21 protein-coding genes are annotated in these 20005 nt (G+C 68.8%); 17 read left to right on the top strand and 4 right to left on the bottom strand.

The genetic code is table 11. The features are described from left to right. Nucleotides 1-19: 19 nt before the first annotated feature. On the top strand, nt 20-241 hold the full coding sequence (rpmB, locus tag EV645_RS37280; protein WP_130449155.1) for a 50S ribosomal protein L28: 222 nt from the start codon (nt 20-22) through the stop codon (nt 239-241). Nucleotides 242-439: 198 nt separating this feature from the next. Here rpmB and EV645_RS37285 read toward each other — a convergent pair whose 3' ends face one another. Further along, nucleotides 440-1441 carry an SAM-dependent methyltransferase gene (locus tag EV645_RS37285; protein WP_242000899.1) on the bottom strand — a complete coding sequence of 334 codons (1002 nt, stop codon included), beginning with the start codon at nt 1439-1441 and terminating at the stop codon, nt 440-442. A 127-nt stretch (nt 1442-1568) separates the two neighbouring features. Between EV645_RS37285 and EV645_RS37290 the strand changes: the two genes are divergently transcribed. The 10 genes from EV645_RS37290 (at nt 1569) to smc (ending at nt 13127) form a co-directional block, all read left to right on the top strand. Beyond that, the gene (locus tag EV645_RS37290; protein ID WP_130449157.1) at nt 1569-3182 is read left to right on the top strand and encodes a DAK2 domain-containing protein; all 1614 of its coding nucleotides are present in this window, start codon (nt 1569-1571) and stop codon (nt 3180-3182) included. After that, nucleotides 3179-5428 carry an ATP-dependent DNA helicase RecG gene (recG, locus tag EV645_RS37295; protein ID WP_130449159.1) on the top strand — a complete coding sequence of 750 codons (2250 nt, stop codon included), beginning with the start codon at nt 3179-3181 and terminating at the stop codon, nt 5426-5428. The genes EV645_RS37290 and recG overlap by 4 nt, the downstream gene beginning before the upstream one ends. Further along, nucleotides 5425-5985, top strand: a complete 561-nt coding sequence (gene rsmD, locus EV645_RS37300) for a 16S rRNA (guanine(966)-N(2))-methyltransferase RsmD (RefSeq protein ID WP_130449161.1) — start codon at nt 5425-5427, stop codon at nt 5983-5985. The genes recG and rsmD overlap by 4 nt, the downstream gene beginning before the upstream one ends. Then, on the top strand, nt 5978-6448 hold the full coding sequence (gene coaD / locus EV645_RS37305) for a pantetheine-phosphate adenylyltransferase (RefSeq protein ID WP_130449163.1): 471 nt from the start codon (nt 5978-5980) through the stop codon (nt 6446-6448). Before rsmD ends, coaD begins: the two co-directional genes overlap by 8 nt. Nucleotides 6449-6577: 129 nt before the next feature. Next, nucleotides 6578-7099 (top strand): YceD family protein, encoded by a 522-nt coding sequence (locus tag EV645_RS37310; protein WP_242000900.1) that lies wholly within the window; start codon nt 6578-6580, stop codon nt 7097-7099. 62 nt (nt 7100-7161) lie between these two features. Next, nucleotides 7162-7353, top strand: a complete 192-nt coding sequence (rpmF, locus tag EV645_RS37315) for a 50S ribosomal protein L32 (protein ID WP_130449167.1) — start codon at nt 7162-7164, stop codon at nt 7351-7353. A 16-nt stretch (nt 7354-7369) separates the two neighbouring features. Continuing rightward, nucleotides 7370-8101 carry a ribonuclease III gene (gene rnc / locus EV645_RS37320; protein ID WP_130449169.1) on the top strand — a complete coding sequence of 244 codons (732 nt, stop codon included), beginning with the start codon at nt 7370-7372 and terminating at the stop codon, nt 8099-8101. Beyond that, nucleotides 8102-8956 carry a bifunctional DNA-formamidopyrimidine glycosylase/DNA-(apurinic or apyrimidinic site) lyase gene (gene mutM, locus EV645_RS37325; RefSeq protein ID WP_130449171.1) on the top strand — a complete coding sequence of 285 codons (855 nt, stop codon included), beginning with the start codon at nt 8102-8104 and terminating at the stop codon, nt 8954-8956. A 188-nt stretch (nt 8957-9144) separates the two neighbouring features. Beyond that, nucleotides 9145-9300: a hypothetical protein gene (locus tag EV645_RS37330; protein WP_233715190.1), complete on the top strand. Its 156-nt coding sequence runs from the start codon at nt 9145-9147 to the stop codon at nt 9298-9300. Between the two features lie 278 nt (nt 9301-9578). Then, nucleotides 9579-13127: a chromosome segregation protein SMC gene (gene smc / locus EV645_RS37335; RefSeq protein WP_130449175.1), complete on the top strand. Its 3549-nt coding sequence runs from the start codon at nt 9579-9581 to the stop codon at nt 13125-13127. Here smc and EV645_RS37340 read toward each other — a convergent pair. Continuing rightward, entirely contained in the window at nt 13124-13447 is a 324-nt protein-coding gene (locus EV645_RS37340; RefSeq protein WP_130449177.1) for a nuclear transport factor 2 family protein, read from the bottom strand. The two genes, smc and EV645_RS37340, sit on opposite strands and share 4 nt — an antisense overlap. 85 nt (nt 13448-13532) lie before the next feature. On the opposite strand from EV645_RS37340, the gene EV645_RS37345 reads away from it, so the two are divergent. The 5 genes from EV645_RS37345 to EV645_RS37365 all read left to right on the top strand — a co-directional run bounded on the left by EV645_RS37345 (nt 13533) and on the right by EV645_RS37365 (nt 17199). Further along, entirely contained in the window at nt 13533-14054 is a 522-nt protein-coding gene (locus EV645_RS37345; protein ID WP_130449179.1) for a COG4315 family predicted lipoprotein, read from the top strand. A 46-nt stretch (nt 14055-14100) separates the two neighbouring features. After that, on the top strand, nt 14101-14631 hold the full coding sequence (locus tag EV645_RS37350; RefSeq protein ID WP_242000901.1) for a sigma-70 family RNA polymerase sigma factor: 531 nt from the start codon (nt 14101-14103) through the stop codon (nt 14629-14631). Further along, nucleotides 14628-15335, top strand: a complete 708-nt coding sequence (locus EV645_RS37355; protein ID WP_130449183.1) for an anti-sigma factor family protein — start codon at nt 14628-14630, stop codon at nt 15333-15335. Before EV645_RS37350 ends, EV645_RS37355 begins: the two co-directional genes overlap by 4 nt. A gap of 31 nt (nt 15336-15366) precedes the next feature. Beyond that, nucleotides 15367-16461 (top strand): threonine aldolase family protein, encoded by a 1095-nt coding sequence (locus tag EV645_RS37360; protein WP_130449185.1) that lies wholly within the window; start codon nt 15367-15369, stop codon nt 16459-16461. 177 nt (nt 16462-16638) lie between these two features. Then, nucleotides 16639-17199, top strand: coding sequence for a dihydrofolate reductase family protein (locus tag EV645_RS37365; RefSeq protein ID WP_130449187.1), 561 nt, complete (start codon nt 16639-16641; stop codon nt 17197-17199). A 12-nt stretch (nt 17200-17211) separates the two neighbouring features. Here the strand turns inward: EV645_RS37365 and EV645_RS37370 are convergent, their stop codons facing one another. Both EV645_RS37370 and EV645_RS37375 read right to left on the bottom strand, forming a co-directional pair. Further along, nucleotides 17212-18117, bottom strand: a complete 906-nt coding sequence (locus EV645_RS37370) for a M56 family metallopeptidase (RefSeq protein WP_130449189.1) — start codon at nt 18115-18117, stop codon at nt 17212-17214. Beyond that, nucleotides 18114-18476: a BlaI/MecI/CopY family transcriptional regulator gene (locus EV645_RS37375; RefSeq protein WP_338419177.1), complete on the bottom strand. Its 363-nt coding sequence runs from the start codon at nt 18474-18476 to the stop codon at nt 18114-18116. The genes EV645_RS37370 and EV645_RS37375 overlap by 4 nt, the downstream gene beginning before the upstream one ends. Nucleotides 18477-18601: 125 nt before the next feature. Here EV645_RS37375 and EV645_RS37380 point away from each other — a divergent pair, with 125 nt between their 5' ends. After that, nucleotides 18602-20005 (top strand): cytochrome ubiquinol oxidase subunit I, encoded by a 1404-nt coding sequence (locus EV645_RS37380; protein ID WP_130449193.1) that lies wholly within the window; start codon nt 18602-18604, stop codon nt 20003-20005.

Below are 20005 nucleotides of genomic sequence, written 5' to 3' on the forward strand. Positions count from 1 at the left end.
ACCCTGAACACGGAGAATCATGTCTAAGAAGTGCGATGTCTGCGGCAAGCAGCCGACGTTCGGCAACAGCGTTGCCCGCTTGGGTAAGGGCGCGATGATCCGCCGGGTCAAGGCTCGCACGCCCCGGCGGTTCAACCCCAACATCCAGCCGGTCCGGGCGCTCATCAAGGGCACCCCGACCAAGCTGAAGGTCTGCACGTCCTGCATCAAGGCCGGCAAGGTCCAGCGCGTCGTCGGCTGATCCCAGCTTTTACTCCGTGTAGGGCCTGAATAGGCGCCCGGGTTCCCCCGGGCGCCTATTCGTATGCCCGGCGCACCCGGGGACTCTCGAGGGGATATCCACTCGAATTGGGGGTTCTTCGGCGGTGTACCAGTGGAGAACCCTCAACAGGAGGGGATGACCCCTCCGGTTGGAAACAGCGGTGGTGGGAGGGGCGGGTCAGTGGCGGCGGGCGATTACGGTGATCTCGTTGCGGTTGTGGTGCAGCTGACGAGCATGCAGTACGTCGTACTGCTCGCGGAGGACGTCGATCCCGCGCCGCGCGCCGTCGAGCGGGTTCTTGCCGCCGCCCTTCAACGTGACGATCGCCAGCCCACCGCGGCGTAGCTGAGCCGCCGCATCGAGCATCATCCGGGCGCTCAGGAGCTGGTCCATGCGCATGTCGTTGACCACCACGTCGAAGCGGACCCGGTTCGCCGCGAAGAAGCGGCCCGCGGTCGTCGCTTCGTGATGGATCCGCCGATCGCCGCGCAGCCGCGGGTCCAGCGAACCAGGGTCCACAGACCACACCTCTTGCCCGTGCTGCCGCAGAATCCGCGTCCAGCCGCCTGGCGAGGCACCCAGGTCGACCGCCTTCCCACCGGCGGGCAGGTTCAGCCCGAAGGTCGCGATCGCCTCCTCGAGCTTGAACTCCGACCGCGACACCCGCTCGTCCCCGCGAGCCAGCCGCATCCGCCCACCCGGCCAGTCCGACAGGCTGTCCGACAGCCGGTTCACGCCGATCAGCAGCTGCTTGCCGACCGCGACGCCGGAGACGACGACGTCCTGGCCGGACCGGCTGCTCGTCACCCCGCGGCCGGCCAACGCTTCGACGATCAGGTGGTGGTGGGAGCTCCCGGTGCCGTCGACCCAGGTCTGCACCGCGACCGACTTGGCCGTGACCTCCTCGAGCAGCGTCGTCGCGAGCTCGGGCTCGGTCGGCAGGTCGTCCAACGGGTAGCCGGCGATCTCGCGGGTCAGATGCCGGACGAACATGATGCGGCCTTCGTCACACGCCGCCGCGAACTCCTCGACCGGAACTGCCGTGTCGGCCAGCCGAGCCACCTCGGCCCCGAGCCGCTCGAACCGATGCTCACCCGGAAACGCCTCCCGGATCTCCCGGACCGCGTACCGGTAACTGTCGGACGCGAACGAGAACAACACACTCCGGACGCCGCTCACCCCGGAACCGTACCTAACGACAGGACGTAGTCGCCTACGTATACGCCGGTGCACGCGTGGCGAACCGGCCGAACCCGCTCCGGAGGGCACCACCACCTGTCGTTCCGTACGCGTTAGCCTTCCCCGCGTGGAGGAATTGACGGTCGAGGTGTTGCGGGCCTGGGCGCGGACGGCGCTGGCGGAGCTGGCGCGGGCCCGGACCGAGATCGACGAACTGAACGTGTACCCGGTGCCGGACGGCGACACCGGCACCAACCTCTACCTGACCTGGGAAGCCGCCTGCGACGCCCTGCCCAAGGGCGAGCTGACCTTCACCGAGGCGATCCAGGCCTTCGGCCGCGGCGCCCTCCTCGGCGCCCGTGGGAACTCCGGCGTGATCACCTCCCAGCTGATCCGCGCCTGCGGCCTCCGTCTCAACGAGAACCTCCCGCACCACCAGACCGACGGCGTCCTCACCGACCCCCGGATGAGCGAACCCGCCGCCTTCGCCGACGCGCTGAAGTACGCCGCCGACGCCGCGTACGGCGCGGTCGCCCAACCCGTCGAAGGCACGATGCTCACCGTCGCCCGCGCCGCCGCGACCGGAGCGATGACGGCCGCGAACGACGGGAAGACACTCGCAGACGTCTGCCTCGCCGCGGTCGCCTCCGCCCGGCAGGCCCTCACCAAGACCACCGAACAGCTCGACGTACTCCGGCGCGCAGGCGTCGTTGACGCCGGGGGAGCCGGCCTGGTGGTGATCCTCGGCGCGATGGAATCGGTGCTCACCGGACAGCACGTCCACGTGGTGGTGCCGGCACGGGTCGAACCGCAAGGCGAGAGCGCCGAGAGCCAGGACGGACCGGCGTACGAGGTGATGTATCTGCTCGACGCGCCCGACGACAAGGTCGGCGATTTCCGGCAGAGCCTGGCCACGCTCGGCGACTCGGTCGTCGTGGTCGGCGGCGACGGGCTCTGGAACGTGCACGTCCACACCGACGACGTCGGCGCCGCGATCGAGCACGGCATCGACATCGGTCGCCCGCACCGCATCCGGGTTACCCACTTCGCCGACCAGATCCACCACCACGAGCCCGCCCCGGGCCGCGCCGTGATCGCCGTCGTAGCCGGAGACGGACTGGCCGACCTGTACGCCGAGGCCGGCGCCCGGGTCATCCGCGGCGGTCCCGGCCGGCGCTGCTCGACCGGCGAGCTGTTGCAGGCGATCGAGCAGTCCCAGGCGCCCGAGATCGTGATCCTGCCCAACGACCAGGACTCGATCGCGGTCGCCGAGGCCGCCGCCACCGCGGCCCGGCAGGACGGCATCCGGGTCGCGGTGATCCCGACCCGCGCGCAGGTCCAGGGCCTGGCCGCGATCGCCGTCCACGACCCGGAGCGCAGCTTCGACGACGACGTCGTACACCTCTCGGCAGCCGCCGGGCAGACCCGGCACGGCGCAGTGACCATCGCGATCAAAGACGCCTGGACGATGGCCGGCCGGTGCCGGATCGGCGACGCGCTGGGCGTGGTCGACGGAGACTTCGCGCTGATCACGGAAGACTTGGAGACGGCCGCGGTAGGCGTCGTCGACCGGCTGCTCGGCGGCGGAGGCGAGCTGCTCACGATCGTCACCGGCCGGGACGCGGACCCGGCGCTGGCCGAGGCCGTGGAGCGGCACGTGCGCCGGCAACGCAAAGATGTCGACGTCGTGGTGTACGACGGAGGGCAGGACAGGTACCCGTTGCTGATCGGGGTGGAATGAGGACCGACATCGACCGCAAGCTCCGCGACTTCCTCGGGGCGAAGACGGCCAAGACGTTCGCCGACGTGCTCGAGATCGAGACCGTCGGCGAACTGCTGCGCCATTACCCGCGGCGGTACCTGAAGAAGGGCGAGCTGACCCCGTTCGACGAGCTCGAGGTCGGCGACCAGGCCACCGTCAACGGGCGGGTCAAGAAGGTCACCGCCCGCTCGCTGGACAGCAAGGTCGAGATCAGGCCGGACGAGGTCCACAAGTTCCGCAAGCGGCGGACGATCACCAAGGTCGTCGTCACCGACGGCCGCAACGACCTGGAAGCGGCGTTCTTCAACCAGCCCTGGCTCCTGACGAAGCTCACGCCCGGCACCTCAGCCCTGTTCTGGGGTGAGGTGACGATGTTCCGCACCACCATGCAGCTGAAGAACCCCGGCACCGAGATCCTCGACGAGGAGGACCTGACCGAGGCCGAGATCGAGCGCCGGGCCCGCCCGTTCCGCCCGCTCTACCCGGCCACCGCGAAGTTGCCCACCGCAACGATCGAGCGGTCGGTGAAGATCGTGCTGGACAGTCTCGACGAGCGGCTGGACGACCCAATCCCGGACCTGATCCTGCGCAACGAGAAGCTGCTCGGCCTGCGCGAAGCCCTGCAGCTGGTGCATCTTCCGGACACCGAGAAGGACATCCACGACGCCCAGCAACGGTTCCGGTTCGAGGAAGCGTTGGTGATGCAAACGATCCTCGCCCAGCGGCGGGCGGTGACGGACGCGCTGAACGCCGTACCTCGGCCGCGCGTCGAGGGCCGTCTGCTCGACGAGTTCGACCAGCGGCTGCCGTTCCAGCTGACCGAGGGCCAGGCCGAGGTGGGGGAGGAGATCTTCGCCGACCTGGCCCGTCCGCACCCGATGCACCGGCTCCTGCAAGGTGAGGTCGGCTCCGGCAAGACCGTGGTCGCGCTGCGGGCGATGCTGTCCGTGGTCGACAACGGCGGTCAGGCGGCGCTGCTCGCTCCGACCGAAGTGCTCGCCGTCCAGCACCACAAGACGCTGACGAAGATGCTCGGCGACCTGGCGGAGCAGGGGATGCTCGGCGGCGCGGAGCATGCCACCAAGATCGGTCTGCTGACCGGCTCGCTGAACGCCGCAGGACGCCGTACGGCGATGCTCGATGCGGCCAGCGGATCCGCGGGGATCGTCGTGGGGACGCATGCGCTGCTCGAGGACAAGGTGCAGTTCGCGGATCTCGGGCTTGTCGTGGTCGACGAGCAGCACCGGTTCGGCGTCGAGCAGCGGGCCGCGCTGAGTGCGAAGTCCGGCGACAACACCCCGCACGTCCTGGTGATGACGGCGACGCCGATCCCGCGGACAGTCGCGATGACGGTGTTCGGCGACCTCGCGGTCTCGACGTTGACCCAGCTCCCGGCCGGGCGTTCGCCGATCCAGTCCTCGGTCGTCCCCGCCAAGGAGAAGCCGGAGTGGCTGCAGCGCGCCTGGAACCGGGTCCGCGAAGAGGTCGGCAAGGGGCACCAGGTGTACGTCGTGTGCCCGCGGATCGGGGACGACGTCAAGAACGCCGGTGACGAAGAAGGCGAGTTCGCGGCCGGCGAGGAAGAACAGGCCGGCGGCAAGAAGCAGCAGGCCCGTCCGCCGATCTCGGTGATGCAGGTGGCCGAGGCGCTGGGCGAGATCCTGCACGACCTGCGCGTCGACATCCTGCACGGGCGGCTGCCGGCCGACGAGAAGGACGCCGTGATGTCGCGGTTCGCCGCCGGCGAGATCGACGTGCTGATCGCGACGACGGTGATCGAGGTCGGTGTCGACGTACCGAACGCCTCGACGATGGTGATCATGGACGCCGACCGGTTCGGCATCTCGCAGCTGCACCAGCTCCGCGGCCGGGTCGGCCGGGGCAAGGTGCCCGGGTTGTGCCTGCTGGTCACGGATCTGTGGCCGGGGTCGCGCTCGTACGGGCGACTCGACGCGGTCGCGTCCACGACCGACGGCTTCGAGCTGTCCCGGATCGACCTGGAGACCAGGCGCGAGGGCGACGTACTGGGCGTGGCGCAGTCCGGGCGCCGGACCAGCCTGAAGCTGCTCAGCGTGCTCCGCGACGAGGACATCATCCTCGCCGCGCGGCATGTGGCGAACTCGATCGTCTCGGTGAACGCGGAGCTGACCGAGTACCCGGTGCTTAGGTCCGTCGTACGCAGCGCCCTCGAGTCCGAGACCACCGAATACCTGGAAAAGACGTGACGCGGATAGTCGGGGGAGCGGCCGGCGGGCGGCGGATCGCCGTACCGGCGGGGAGCGGGACCAGGCCGACCGCGGACCGGGTGCGGGAGGCGCTGTTCTCGTCGCTGGAGTCGGAGTTCGGCAGCTTCGACGGGCTGGCCGTGCTCGATCTGTACGCGGGATCGGGCGCGATCGGGCTCGAAGCGCTGTCCCGTGGCGCGGCGAACGTGATGCTGGTCGAGTCGGACCGGAGGGCCGCCGACGTGATCGCGGCCAACATCAAGGTCGTGGGCCTGCCCGGCGTGAAGCTCGTGACACGCCCGGTGGAGAAGATCACTGCGGGTGAGGTTCCGGCCGCGTTCGACCTGGTCTTCGCGGACCCGCCGTACAAGCTGGAGACCACTGAGCTGCAGGACGTGCTGACCGACCTGGCCGGGCGCGGGTGGCTCGCGGACGACGCCGTGGTGGTCGTCGAGCGGGGCAAGCGGGAGCCGTGGGAGTGGCCGGAGGGGTTCGCCGCGCTACGAGACCGCAAGTACGGCGAGGCCCGGCTTTGGTACGGTCACCGCCATGGCTAAGGCGGTCTTTCCAGGGACCTTTGATCCACCGACGGTCGGGCATCTCGACATCGTCACCCGGGCGGCCGCCGCCTTCGACGAGCTGATCGTCGCGACCGGGGTGAACCAGTCGAAGAACCGGCTGTTCGAGCCGCAGGAGCGGATCGAGATGCTCACCGAGCTGATCGCGCCGTTCCCGAACGTCCGGGTCGGCACCTTCGACGGGCTGCTGGTCGACTACTGCCGGGCCGAGGGCGCCGGTGTGATCGTGAAGGGCCTGCGCTCGGCCGCCGACTACGACTACGAGCTGCAGATGGCCCAGCTGAACCGGCGGATGACCGGGGTCGACACGCTCTTCTTCCCGACCGCCCCGGAGAACGCTTTCATCTCCTCCAGCTGGGTCAAGGAGATCGCCCGGCTCGGCGGCGACGTGAGCACGTTCGTGACCCCTGCCGTTCACTCCCGGTTACTGGACAAGTTCTAGGCTGGCCCCGAATTGGGCCCAGCGCCGCGGAGTTGGTAGTGTAGATCACCGGTCTCGACGAGACCGAGTTCCTGCCTGCCCGTGCTTGAAAGGTTTGCTCTGAGCGTCTTGGACCCGCGGTCCCCACTCGTGATCGATACGCACGAGCTGACACGCCGCGCCGGGTCCCAACGCGAAGTCTCTTTCACGGCTCCGGCGCCGGCGGATCTCGGAATCGACGTGATCGGCGTCCCCGAAGGCGATCCGATCCAGTTCGATCTACGGCTGGAATCGGTGGTCGAAGGGGTGCTCGTCACCGGTACGGCCCGCGGCCGTCTGGTCGGGGAGTGCGCGCGGTGCCTGGTCGATATCGAGGACGAGTTCCTCGCTGACGTCCAGGAGCTGTACGTCTACCCGGAGAGCGAAGCCGAGCCGGACGAGGCCAGCCGGATGGAGGGCGATCTGATCGACCTCGAGCCGGTGCTGAGGGACCAGGTGGTGCTCGCACTACCGTTCCAGCCGCTGTGTACGGACGACTGTCCGGGTCTGTGCCCCGACTGCGGGGCACGCCTGGCGGACGATCCCGGCCACCAGCACGAGGACGGTGTCGACCCGCGTTGGGCCGCCCTCGGCGGTCTGCTCCAGACCGACGAACCACCGCAGCACAACTGAACACAAACGTCAGCTAGCCGGCCGGGTCCACCAGCCCCCGGCCGAACCGAGGAGTCATAACCGTGGCCGTTCCGAAGCGGAAGATGTCGCGCAGCAACACCCGCAACCGCCGGGCCCAGTGGAAGACCACTGCCCCGTCGCTGGTGACCTGCGTGAACCCCGCCTGCCGCGCCAAGCACCTGCAGCACACCGTTTGCCCCAACTGCGGCCAGTACGGCGCCAAGGGCGAGCGTCGCCAGGTCGTCGAGAGCTAAACGGCAAACCTTCCCAGTGAACTCTGCCAACGAAACGGGGCTCTACGCCGAGCTGAACGAGCGGCTCGGCGTATCGCTGGCTGACGAATTGCTGGAGCACGCCTTCACCCACCGCTCGTTTGCGTACGAGAACGGCGGGTTGCCGACGAACGAGCGGCTGGAGTTCCTCGGGGACTCCGTGCTCGGCGTCATCGTCACGGAGTCGCTGTTCCGGAACCACCCGGACCTGTCCGAGGGCCGGCTGGCCAAGTTACGGGCCGCGGTGGTCAACATGCGTGCACTCGCGGGTGTCGCCCGCGAGCTCAAGCTCGGCAAGTACCTGCGGCTCGGCCGCGGGGAGGAAGCCACCGGCGGCCGGGACAAGTCGTCGATCCTGGCCGACTGCGTCGAGGCGCTGATCGGCGCCGTCTACCTGGACCGCGGGTTCGAGACCGCGGGCCTGGTGGTGCACCGGCTGTTCGACGACCTGATGGAGTCGTCGGCCCGGCTCGGCGCCGGCCTGGACTGGAAGACGTCGCTGCAGGAGCTGGTCGCCCAGCTCAGCGTCGGCGTCCCGGAGTACGTGATCGCGGAGTCCGGACCGGACCACGCGAAGACGTTCGAGGCCCGGGTCCGGATCGGCTCCGACACGTACGGTCACGGCATCGGCCGGAGCAAGAAGGAAGCCGAGCAGCAGGCCGCCGAGACCGCCTGGAAGGCCCTGCGCGCCGCGCACCCGGACAGCACGGACCCTTCGCAGCAGCCGTAGGTGCCCGAGCTTCCTGAGGTAGAGGTCGTCCGCCGGGGTCTGGCGGAGTTCACCACCGGCCGGACCATCGACGCGGTCGAGGTCCTGCACCCCCGCCCGGTACGGCGTCATGCCGCCGGGCCGGACGATTTCGTGGCCCGGCTCAAGGGCCAGGTGTTCGCCGAGCCGGCCCGCCGCGGGAAATACCTGTGGCTCCCGCTGGAGTCCGGGGACGCAGTACTGACCCACCTCGGGATGAGCGGCCAGTTCCGGGTCCAGCCCGTCGGCGCGCCCGACGAGGCGCATCTCCGGGTCCGATTCCGCTTTGCGGACGACCTCGGAGAGGTCCGTTTTGTGGACCAGCGGATGTTCGGTGGTCTGTCGTACTCCGAGGGCGGTGCCGAGCTGCCCGCCGAGATCGCCCACATCGGCCGGGATCCGTTCGATCCTCTGTTCGATCCGGACGCGGTGACGGCCAGGATCAGGCGCCGCAAGACCGGATTGAAGCGGGCCTTGCTGGACCAGACCGTGGTCAGCGGGATCGGCAACATCTACGCCGACGAAGCGTTGTGGCGGGCCAAGCTGCACTACGCCCGGGCGACGGAAACGCTGAAACCCGTGCAAATAAAGGGGATCCTGCGCGAGGCCCACGAGGTGATGGCCGAGGCGCTGAACGTTGGTGGCACCAGCTTTGACGCGCTTTACGTCAATGTCAACGGGGAATCCGGGTACTTCGAGCGCGGCCTGAACGTCTACGGGCAGGAGGGATCTCCGTGCCCGCGGGACGGCCGGCCGATCCGTCGCGAGCCGTTCATGAACCGTTCGTCGTACCGGTGCCCGAAATGTCAGCCCGTTCCCCGCCACGTTCGCTGGTGAGCGAGGTATCGTTAATAAACGTGGCCCAGGTTGACCCGTCGCCCCCGCCGGTGTCACCCTGAAAGACGGCACACATTTTCAGCGCTCCTTCATGACCAGGACCTGGAGCGCACCCGGCCAGAACCCTTCCGGAGGACAGCACAATGGCCAAGGCTCTTCTAGGGCATCTTGGAGGCACTGACCCGCGCATGCTCGAGCAGGTTCGTCTGCTCAATCGGCGTGTCGCCGACCTGGAGGCGCACGTGATGCGTCTGCAGGCAGAGAACGACCACCTCGTCGCACAGATTCACGAGGGTCGCCTGCTGACCGTCGACGAGGCTTTGCGCGCCCCCGCTTCGGTCTGAGGACCCTAGCCGCGACAACAGAGAATTGCATCTCGACCGTCCGCACAACCACGGCGGTGGCCCCCGTCCGGGCCTCCGCCGGTTCTTTGTTCAGCAACTGTTGCCCTTATAGTCGGCTGCGGTCTTGCCGGTCGGCCTCCACAAGTTCACGCGCATCTGTTTGTAGACTGCGCTGCGGAACTACTTCCCCCGGGTAGCGGCACGAGCAGTTACGACGGTTCCTTAGGTATCGTCTGTCCTTTCACGGGTTGGAGAGCTTCGCCTTGTACCTGAAGAGCATGACGCTCCGGGGATTCAAGTCGTTCGCGTCCGCGACGACGATGAACTTCGAACCAGGCATCACCTGCATCGTCGGACCCAACGGCTCCGGCAAGTCCAACGTCGTCGACGCACTGGCCTGGGTGATGGGTGAGCAGGGCGCGAAGTCGCTGCGCGGCGGCAAGATGGAGGACGTCATCTTCGCCGGCACCTCCGGCCGCGCCCCGCTGGGCCGCGCCGAGGTGGTGCTCACCATCGACAACACCGACGGCGCGCTGCCGATCGAGTACGCCGAGGTGACGATCAGCCGGACGATGTTCCGCAACGGCGGGTCCGACTACCAGATCAACGGCCAGAACTGCCGCCTGCTCGACGTCCAGGAGCTGCTCAGCGACTCCGGTATCGGCCGCGAGATGCACGTCATCGTCGGCCAGGGCCAGCTCGACTCGATCCTGCGTGCCACGCCGGAAGGCCGCCGCGGGTTCGTCGAGGAGGCCGCCGGCGTCCTGAAGCACCGCAAGCGCAAGGAAAAGGCGATCCGGAAGCTGGAGGCCACCGAGGGCAACCTGCACCGGCTCGGGGACCTGATCGCCGAGATCCGCCGCCAGTTGAAGCCGCTCGGGCGCCAGGCGGAGGTGGCGCGCCGGGCGGTGACGATCCAGGCGGAGGTCCGGGACGGCCGCGCCAGGCTGCTCGCCGACGACATCGTCCAGGCCCAGTCCGCGCTCGAGGCCGAGCTGCGGGACGAGGCCGCGCTGACCGAGCGCCGGTCCGAGACCGAGGCGAAGCTGCGGGAGGCCCGCGAGCTGGAGGCCGAGCTCGAGGACGCGCTCCGCGAGGACGCACCGGCGCTCCAGGCCGCCCAGGACACCTGGTACCAGCTGTCCGGCTTCGGCGAGAAGATCAAAGGTACGGCGCGGATCGCCGCCGACCGGATCCGCTCGCTGAACGACGAGGCCGACGACGGGCCGCGCTCCGGCCGGGATCCGGAGGAGCTCGAACTCGAGGCAGCCCGGGTCCGGGAGACCGAGGCGCAGATCGAGGCCGAGGTCGAGGCGCACTCCGAGCTTCTCGCCGAGTCCGTCGAGCGCCGCCAGCAGTTGGAGTCGCAGGAAGCCGAGGAAGAGCGCCGGATCTCCGCGCTGATCCGGGCCGCCGCCGACCGCCGCGAGGGCCTGGCCCGGCTGACCGGCCAGGTGAACGCGCTGCAGAGCCGCGCGGCCGCCGCCGAGTCCGAGATCGGCCGGCTCGCGAGCAACATGCACGAGGCCGAGGTCCGCGCCGCCAAGGCGCAGCACGACTTCACTGCGCTGGAGACCCAGGTCGCCGGGCTGGACGCCGGTGAGAAGGGGCTCGACGACCAGTTCGAGGCCGCGCAGGCGGTGCTCGACGAGATGGACGAGCGGCTGGCGAAACTCCGGGCCGAGGAGCGCGATGCCGAGCGCGAGCGCACCGGTCTGGCTGCGCGCAAGGAAGCCCTCGAGCTGGGTCTGAACCGCAAGGACGGCGCCGGCGCCCTGCTGGCCGCCTCCGAGCAGGTCAACGGCCTGATGGGCTCGGTCGCGGCGCTACTGAGCGTGCGCGCCGGGTACGAGACCGCCATCGCGGCCGCACTGGGCGAGGCCGCCGATGCGGTCGCAGTCACGCACGCTGACGCCGCGCTGCAGGCGGTCGGCCATTTGAAGCAGCACGACCTCGGCCGGGCCGGGATGCTGCTCGGCGACGCCCCCGCCGACGACTACTCCCTGTGGCCGGTGCTGCCGTACGGCGCGTCGTACGCCGTGGACGTCGTCGACTGCCCGGAGACGCTGCGGCCCGCTCTGCGGCGGCTGCTGCGCAAGGTCGCCGTGGTGGACGACGTACCGGCCGCGAAGTCCCTGGTGCGGAATCTCCCCGACGTGACGTGTACGACGCGGGCTGGCGACGTACTGGGTGCCCACTTCGCGTACGGCGGGTCGGACGCGGCGCCTAGCCTGATCGAGGTGCAGTCCGCGGTCGACGAGGCGGCGGAGAAGCTGCTCGAGGCGACGGCGCGGAGCGAGCGGCTGCGGTTCGAGCTGCAGGGGCTGGAGGACGAGCGGGCCCGGCAGAAGGAGTCCGTCGAGATCACTCTGGCCCGGCTGCACGAGTCCGACGCGGCGATGGCCGCGGTGGCGGAGCAGCTGGCGCACTTCGGGTCGCTGGCGAAGGCGTCCCGCGGCGAGGCGCAGCGGATGGGCGAGGCGATCGCCGCAGCCGAAGAGGAGCGCGACAAGAACCTGTCCGGCCTGGCCGAGCTCGAAGAGCGGCTGATGGACGCCGAGGCGTTCGACGACGACGGCGACGAGCCGGACACGTCGGAGCGCGACCGGCTGGCCGAGGCGGCGAAGGCGGGGCGTGCGACCGAGATGGAGGCGCGGCTGGCGCTGCGTACCACCGAGGAGCGGGCCCGGGCGCTGGCCGGCCGGGCTGACTCGCTGGAGCGCGCTGCCCGGCAGGAGCGCGAGGCGCGGGCCAGGGCGATCGCTCGGGCGGCACGGCGGGCACGTCAGGCTGACGCAGCGCAGGCCGTGCACCTGGCAGCTGGGCACGTGCTGGCCCGGCTGGAGTCCTCGCTGCAGCAGGCGGCGGCCGAGCGGTCAGCGATCCAGGCGCAGCGGGCCGACCGGGAGCAGGCGCTCTCGCAGGCGCGGTCCGCGACGCGGAACCTGAGCTCCGAGCTGGAGCAGCTCACGAACACGGTCCACCGGGACGCGCTGGCCCGGGCCGAGCAGAAGATGCGGCTCGAGCAGCTGTACGAAAAGGCGCTGGGCGAGCTCGGTATCGAGGTCGACGCGCTGGTCACGGAGTACGGGCCGGATCAGCTGGTGCCGCCGCTGCCCAAGGACGGTGACGACGGCACGCTCGAGCTCGAGGGCGAGCCGTTCAACCGGACCAAGGTCGAGAAGCGGCTGAAGCAGGCCGAGCGGGCGCTCAACCAGCTCGGCAAGATCAACCCGCTCGCGCTCGAGGAGTTCGAGGCGATGGAGGAGCGGCACCGCTTCCTGTCCGAGCAGCTCGACGACCTGAGGAAGTCCCGCCGCGACCTGATGGACATCGTCAAGGAGGTCGACGAGCGGGTCGAGCAGGTCTTCACCGAGGCGTACCGCGACGTCGAGGTCGCGTTCGAGCACGTGTTCAGCCGGCTGTTCCCGGGCGGTGAGGGCCGACTCGTCCTGACCGACCCCGACGACATGCTCGGCACCGGTATCGACGTCGAGGCCCGGCCGCCCGGCAAGAAGGTCAAGCGGCTGTCGCTGCTGTCCGGCGGTGAGCGCTCACTGGTCGCGGTCGCGTTCCTGGTCGCGCTGTTCAAGGCCCGCCCGTCGCCGTTCTACATCCTCGACGAGGTCGAGGCGGCTCTCGACGACACGAACCTCGGCCGCCTGCTGGAGATCTACGAAGAGCTCCGCGAGAACAGCCAGCTCCTGGTCATCACCCACCAGAAGCGCACCATGGAGGTCGCCGACGCGCTGTACGGCGTCACCATGCGCGGCGACGGCGTCTCCGCGGTCATCTCCCAGCGGATCCGCGAACCCGAGCCCGTCTAGGCCGTGATCGTCATCGAGGCGAGCTGGTCGTCCTCGATGGCGAAGGAGAAGTGGGAGGGGCCGTTGAAGCCCTTCCCGCCGACCTGGGTCAGGATCGTCAGCGGGTTGCCGGCGACGGTGACCTGGGTGTCGGTGAACGTGGCCTGTTTGCCGATCAGCTCGTTCTGGCTCCAGGAGCGGATCTGATCCGGGCCGCGGAACTCCCGGCCCCAGTCGTTGACGTAGCCGTCCGGGGCGAACGCTGCCACGAAAGCGTCGTTGTCCTGCTCGTCGATCGCGGTGAGCGCGCGCTGGACCGCGGCTGGAATCTCCTGACTCATGGTGGTGACGATAGCCCTCCGGGTTGAACCGATCCGTGAATCCGTACGTGTTGCGGGGTGACGACGGTCAACCTAGGAGGGTCCGATGAAGCGACTGAGCAGTGCGGTCGGCGTGATCGGCGCAGCGGTGCTTGGCCTGTCCGGGCTGACCGCGTGCGGTGGTGACGATTCGAGCTCAGCTTCCGGTTCGGGCTCCAGCAGCTTGGCGCCGGCCGCAACTGGGGCGAAGCTCGCGACGGCCAACGTCACCGATCTCGGCAAGGTTGTTGTCGACGGCAACGGACGGACCGTTTACGTGTTCGACAAGGACACTTCGGGCAAGTCCAACTGCGAGGGCGACTGCCTGTCCAAGTGGCCGGTGGTGGCCGCGGGCGACGGTACGCCGCAGCTCACCGGGATCGACGCTTCGCTGGTCAGCACGATCACCCGCTCGGACGGCAGCAAGCAGTTGACCATCGGGGGGCTGCCGCTCTACCTGTTCGCCAGTGACAGCGCGGCCGGTGACGCCAAGGGCCAGGCCTTCGGCGGTGTGTGGTGGGTCGTCGGCGCGGACGGCAAGAAAATCACTACCCAGGCGAGCGGCTCCGGAAATGGCAACGGCTACTGAACCTCTGCTGGTGTTGGCACCGGCGAATCCCGGTATCGTGCGGCTGGTGGGTGACACCCCAGGGCCGGACGATGCCGAGACGCTGATCCGCACGCTGTACGCCGAACACGGGCGCAGTCTGCTCGCCTACGCGACCCGTCTCACCGGAGACCGGGCCGCGGCGGAGGACGTCGTACAGGAGACATTGGTACGGGCGTGGAAGCACGCCGGCGACCTGACGACCGGCAGGGGGTCGGTGCGGGGCTGGCTGCTGACGGTGGCGCGCAACATCGTCACCGACCGCGCCCGGGCCCGGGCGGTGCGTCCCGCCGAAGTGGCAGACGTGGTGGACAGGCCGCCGGTCCAGAGCGACCACTCCGAGTCCGTGGTGAACACCATGGTCGTGATGGACGCACTGGACAAGGTGTCGCCCGAGCACCGTGACGTACTCGTGCAGCTGTACTACCGCGGGCGGTCCGTGGCAGAAGCTGCAAAGGAGCTGGGTGTCCCACCCGGTACCGTGAAATCGCGTTCGTACTACGCCCTCCGAGCTCTGCGCGCGGTGATGGCCGGAACAGAAGCGGAGGTGTCCCGATGAACGAGCATGACCGTACGCAACTCGGCGCCTACGCCTTGGGTGCGTTGGAACCCGGTGAGGTCGCCGAGGTAGACGAGCACCTGGCCACGTGCGCGGAGTGCCGCGCTGAGCTGGCCGAGCTCGAGGAGATGAAGGACTTCCTCGGTGAGGTCCCGCCGGAGGCGTTCCTGGAAGGGCCGCCGGAGGGTGGCGACCTGTTGCTGCAGCGCACGCTCCGGGAGGTCCGTGAGGTCCGTGAGGCGTCGGCAGAGCCGCCGATGCCGGTCCCGGTCAAGCGCAGTCGCTCTCGCTGGTTGATGGTGGCCGCCGCTGCACTCGTCGTGGTCGGCGGTGCGCTCGGCGGCGGCGTCGCACTGGGCCGGTCCACCGCACCACCACAGGCAACCGAGCCTGCAGCCGGCTACAAGGAAGTCACCGCCATTGACACAACCACGGGCGCGAAGATGGCGACCACGGTGGAGCCGCGGACCGGCTGGAGCTGGGTGCAGGTGCAGGTCACGGGCCTGAAGGCCGGAGACCAGTGCCAGCTGCTCGTCACTGACAGCGCCGGCAAGACCTGGACCGCCGGCAGTTGGGTGGTGTCCGAGAAGGCAGCCAAGAACGGCAGCACGTTCGGCGGCGGTGTGCTGGTGCCGCTCGACAAGGTCCACTCGGTTGAGATCAGGACCCTTCAAGGAAGGCACGTGGTCACAGCCACGATCTGAAAGTAGTTGCGGGACACGAGAGGATGGGGCCGTGGCTACTACAACCTCCGAGGACCTGCGGGAGCGCCGGAAGAACGCGGCGGACAACTGCGAGCGCTGGCTCGGCAACCGGCGAGTGCCGGCGCCGGACCGGCTCCAGCGGCTCGCGGAAGTCGCCATGGACGACCTCGTCGACATGTACGGCAACGGCGGCGAGGTTGCGGCGCTGGAGCAGGAAGTAGCTGAGCTGCTGGGCAAGCAGGCAGCAGTGTTCCTGCCGACCGGCATCATGGCGCAGCAGAGCGTGCTCCGTGTGTACGCCGACCGCGCGGGGACCAGCCGGGTCGCCGTGCACGGGCTGTCTCACCTCCTGGTGCATGAGCTGAACGCGCTGGAAGAGGTGCACCACCTGCGGATCGAGCGGCTGACGTCTGAGCCCCGCCAGCCCCGTCCGGACGAGCTGGCCGCGATCCCGGGCAAGCTGGCCGCGGTCACGCTGGAGCTTCCGCTGCGCGATGCCGGGTACGTCCTGCCGACGTGGGACGAGCTGGTCGTTTTCTCCGAGTACTGCGCCAAGCGCGGCGTACCACTGCACCTGGACGGCGCTCGCCTGTGGGAGAGCACGCCGTACCTCGATCACAGCCTGGCTGAGATCGCTGCGCTGGCGTCGACCGTCTACGTGTCGTTCTACAAGGTGCTGGGCGGTATCAGCGGTGCCGCACTGGCCGGGCCTGAGGATGTCATCGCCGAAGTACGCCGGTGGCAGCGCCGGCTCGGCGGCAACCTGTTCTCGCTCTTCCCGTACGCCGTGTCCGCGCGCGACGGGCTGCGGACGGTTCTCCCGCTGATGGACGACCTGCACCAGCGAGCGGTCGAGGTCGCAATGGCCTTGCAGAGCGAGGGTTTCCGCGTCTTCCCGGAGCCGCCGCACACGAACTCGTTCCGGCTGTACGCACCCCGTGCCGCCGACGCGATCGAGCATACGACGGTCGAGCGGATGGAGCGGACCCGCGAGGCGTTGTGCCCGCCATGGCAGTCTGCCGACGTACCGGGGTGGTCATGGATCGAGGTCGTGGTGACGCCGCACTCGCTGACTTGGCAGGTCGACGAAATCGCCAAGGCATTCGGGGAACTTCTGACGCGCTAGGAGCGTCAGGCCAGTGTTGGTGGTGCGCGTTGGGGCGTGGGGATTCGGGGAGAGAAGTGCTGACATTCGTTGTGACGATGGTCGTTCTGCTGGTTCTGTCGGGCCTGGTGCTGCTCGCTGTAGCGCGGGGAGAAGGTAAACACTTCGGGTGATGTCCCTGCTGTACTGTCGCAGGGCATGAGGCGACTCATCTTCCAGGAGTACGTGACGCTCGACGGGTACGCCGCCGAGCTTGATGGGGGACTGGAGTTCTTCGACTCCATCGCAGACCATGCCGACGACGACAATCTCCGATTGCTCGAGAGCATCGACACGATGCTGCTCGGCGCCGAGACGTACCGGTTGTTCGCGGGCTACTGGCCGACCGACGCCTCCGCGAACGAGCCGATCGCGCCGACGCTGAACGCGCTGCGCCTGGTCGTCGTGTCGACCAGGCTGGACAGTGCTCCGTGGGGGTCCTACGAACCGGGTCTGGTGATCCGCGACCTCGATGCGGTGCGTGCGCTGAAGGCCGAGGACACCGGCAAGGACATCATCCTGTGGGGCAGCATCACGCTGTTCCAGTCGTTGCTGCGCGCCGGACTGGTCGACGAAGTCCAGTTACGCATCTGCCCGATCCTGCTGGGTGCGGGCAAGAGTGCGTTCCCCAGCGGCGAGCCACCGGTCCAGCTGGAGCTGATCGAGGCGCGCCCGTGGGCCAACGGCGGCGTACTGGTGCGTTACCGTCCGGCTAGCTGATCGCCTTCACGATCAGCTGATCGCCTTCACGATCGCCTTCACGATCGGGGCGGCGATGGTGATCGTGGGCAGGACCAGCAGCGTGACTGCGCCGGCGTACGTCAGTGTGGCGAGCACGCGCTCGTCAGGAGCCGGGTCGGCCAGGCGCTCGACCCGGAGGACGGTTGCGGACTTGGCCGCGGCCAGTGCCGCTTCGGGTGCCGGTGAGCCGGCCAGTGCGACCAGTGCGCGAGCCAGTGGGCGGGGGCCGCTGCGGCGGCGCGCGTCGTCGTCGGCCAGGAGCTCCACCAGCGTGCGGGCCTGCTCCAGCGCCACGTCGCTACGCACCCAGCGCGGGAACGCGTGGTGCAGTGCGGTGAACTCCTCGAGCACCAGGTCGTGACGTGCCCGCAGATGCGCCTGCTCGTGCGCCAGCACTGCCTTCAGCTCGCTGTCGTCCAGCCGGTCCAGCGCACCGACTGAGACAATGACCCGTGCGCCTCGCAGTGCTGGCAGGCAGTACGCCAGCGGCGTCTCCTCGGCCAGCACTCGCAGTCCGGGGATCAGTCCGTCCGGAGTGGCGAGTACGTCGACCAGATCGCGGTGCCGCTTGCGCCGTGCCCTCGTACCGACTGCGACCTTCCCGACAGCCCAGAGCAGCCGGATGACGACCGACGCAGTCATGGCGAGGATCAGTGCGGCCACGAGGTCCCGCGGTGAGGACGGGTCGAACTTCGGTTTACCGGGCTCGCCCGCGATCGAGTACGAGAGCGCAATGCCGGCACCCAGCGCAGCCAGTACGGCGGCCAGCGCGATCGCCTGCCACAGGATCACCGCGGCGCGCGGGACCCGGTACGGCCAGTTGGCGCGAGCCAGCACGGCCGGTGCGGGGCCGGTGAGGACCAGCGCGAGGACGGCCAGTAGGACCGGGGTGATCACCCCGTCCGCTCCTGACCGTCCAGCCGGGACAGGGCCTCGCGCAGGAGCGCTGCTTCCTCGTCGGAGACCTGGCCGACGAAGCGGACCAGTGCCTCGCGCCGGTCGCCGGCGCGGTCGAGGGCGTCCCGCATCAGGTCGGCGGCCAGCTCCTCACGTGGCGCGGCAGCGCGGTAGCGCCAGGCCTTGCCGTCGCGCTCGCGCTCGGTCAGCTTCTTCTTCGCCAGCCGGTCCAGAACGGTCATCACAGTGGTGTAGGCGAGCTCCCGGGTGCCGGCCAGCCGCTCGTGCACCTCGCGCACGGTCAACGCCGTCGACGCAGCCCACAGCTGCTCCATCACCAGGCGCTCAAGGTCTCCCAAGGGCCGTGGTCCTCTGTCCTCACTCGCCACGTGACCAGTATAACTACACGCCGTAGTAGATCCGCGCTAACATCTACTACGAAACGTCGTAGATGATTGTTGTGGATGCCTGGGGAGGCCTTCCGATGGACACGCTGGATCTGGCCAGGTGGCAGTTCGCGATCACCACCGTTTACCACTTCTTCTTCGTGCCGGTGACGATCTCGCTGGTCGCGATCACGGCCGGCCTGCAGACCGCGTGGTACCGCACCGGCAAGGAGAAGTACCTGCGGCTGACGAAGTTCTACGGGAAGCTGTTCCTGATCAACATCGCGATGGGTGTGGTCACCGGCTTGGTGCAGGAGTTCCAGTTCGGGATGAACTGGAGCGACTACTCGCGCTTCGTCGGCGACGTGTTCGGCGCCCCGCTCGCGCTCGAGGGCCTGCTCGCGTTCTTCCTCGAGTCGACGTTCATCGGCCTGTGGATCTTCGGCTGGGAACGGCTGCCCAAACTCGTCCACCTCGGCTGCATCTGGATGGTCGTGCTCGGCACGCAGCTCTCGGCGTACTTCATCCTCGCGGCCAACTCGTGGATGCAGAATCCGGTCGGCTTCCGCTACAACGCCTCCCGCGGTCGCGCCGAGTTGACCGATCTGGGGGCGGTGCTGACCAACAAGGTCGTGCTGGTGACGTACCCGCACACGATCTTCGCCGCGTTCATGGTCGGCGGCGCGTTCGTCGCGGGCGTCGCGTTGTGGCACCTGATCCGTCGGCCGCTGGTCGACAAGGACGTGTTCCGGTCGGCGCTGAAGATCGGCGCGTCGGTGGTGCTCGTGGCCAGCGTGGGCGTTGCGATCAGCGGCGACCTGCAGGGCAAGGTGATGACCGAAGTACAGCCGATGAAGATGGCTGCGGCGGAGGCGCTGTACGCGACCGAGAAGCCGGCGTCGTTCTCGGTCTTCACCGTCGGCACGCTGGACGGGTCGAAGGAGATCTTCTCGATCAAGCTGCCGTACCTGCTGTCCTTCCTCGCCACCGGGCACTTCAACGGTGAGGTCAAGGGCATCAACTCGCTGCAGGACGCGTACGAGCAGCTGTACGGCCCGGGGTCGTACAAGCCGAACATCCCGCTGACGTACTGGACCTTCCGGCTGATGATCGGTGTCGGGATGCTGTCAGCCGCGGTCGCGCTGTGGCTGCTGTGGACGACGCGCCGCGGCCGAGCGCCCGCGCATTGGCTGATCTGGCTGGCAGCGCCGTTGCCGCTGTTGCCGCTGATTGCGAACACCTTCGGCTGGATCTTCACCGAGACCGGACGTCAGCCCTGGCTGGTGTTCGGGTTGTTGCCCACGGCATCGGGTGTCTCACCCAGTACGACGAGCGGTGAGGTGATCACGTCACTCGTCGGATTCACCCTGCTGTACGGCGTACTCGCGGTCGTCGAGACCAAGCTGATGCTGCGAACGATCCGCGGCGGGCTGGCCGGGACCGACGATCCACCGGAGACCTCACCGGATCGGCCCGACAAACCACTCTCGTTCGCGTACTGA

Source organism: Kribbella rubisoli (assembly GCF_004217145.1).
Lineage (GTDB): Bacteria > Actinomycetota > Actinomycetes > Propionibacteriales > Kribbellaceae > Kribbella > Kribbella rubisoli.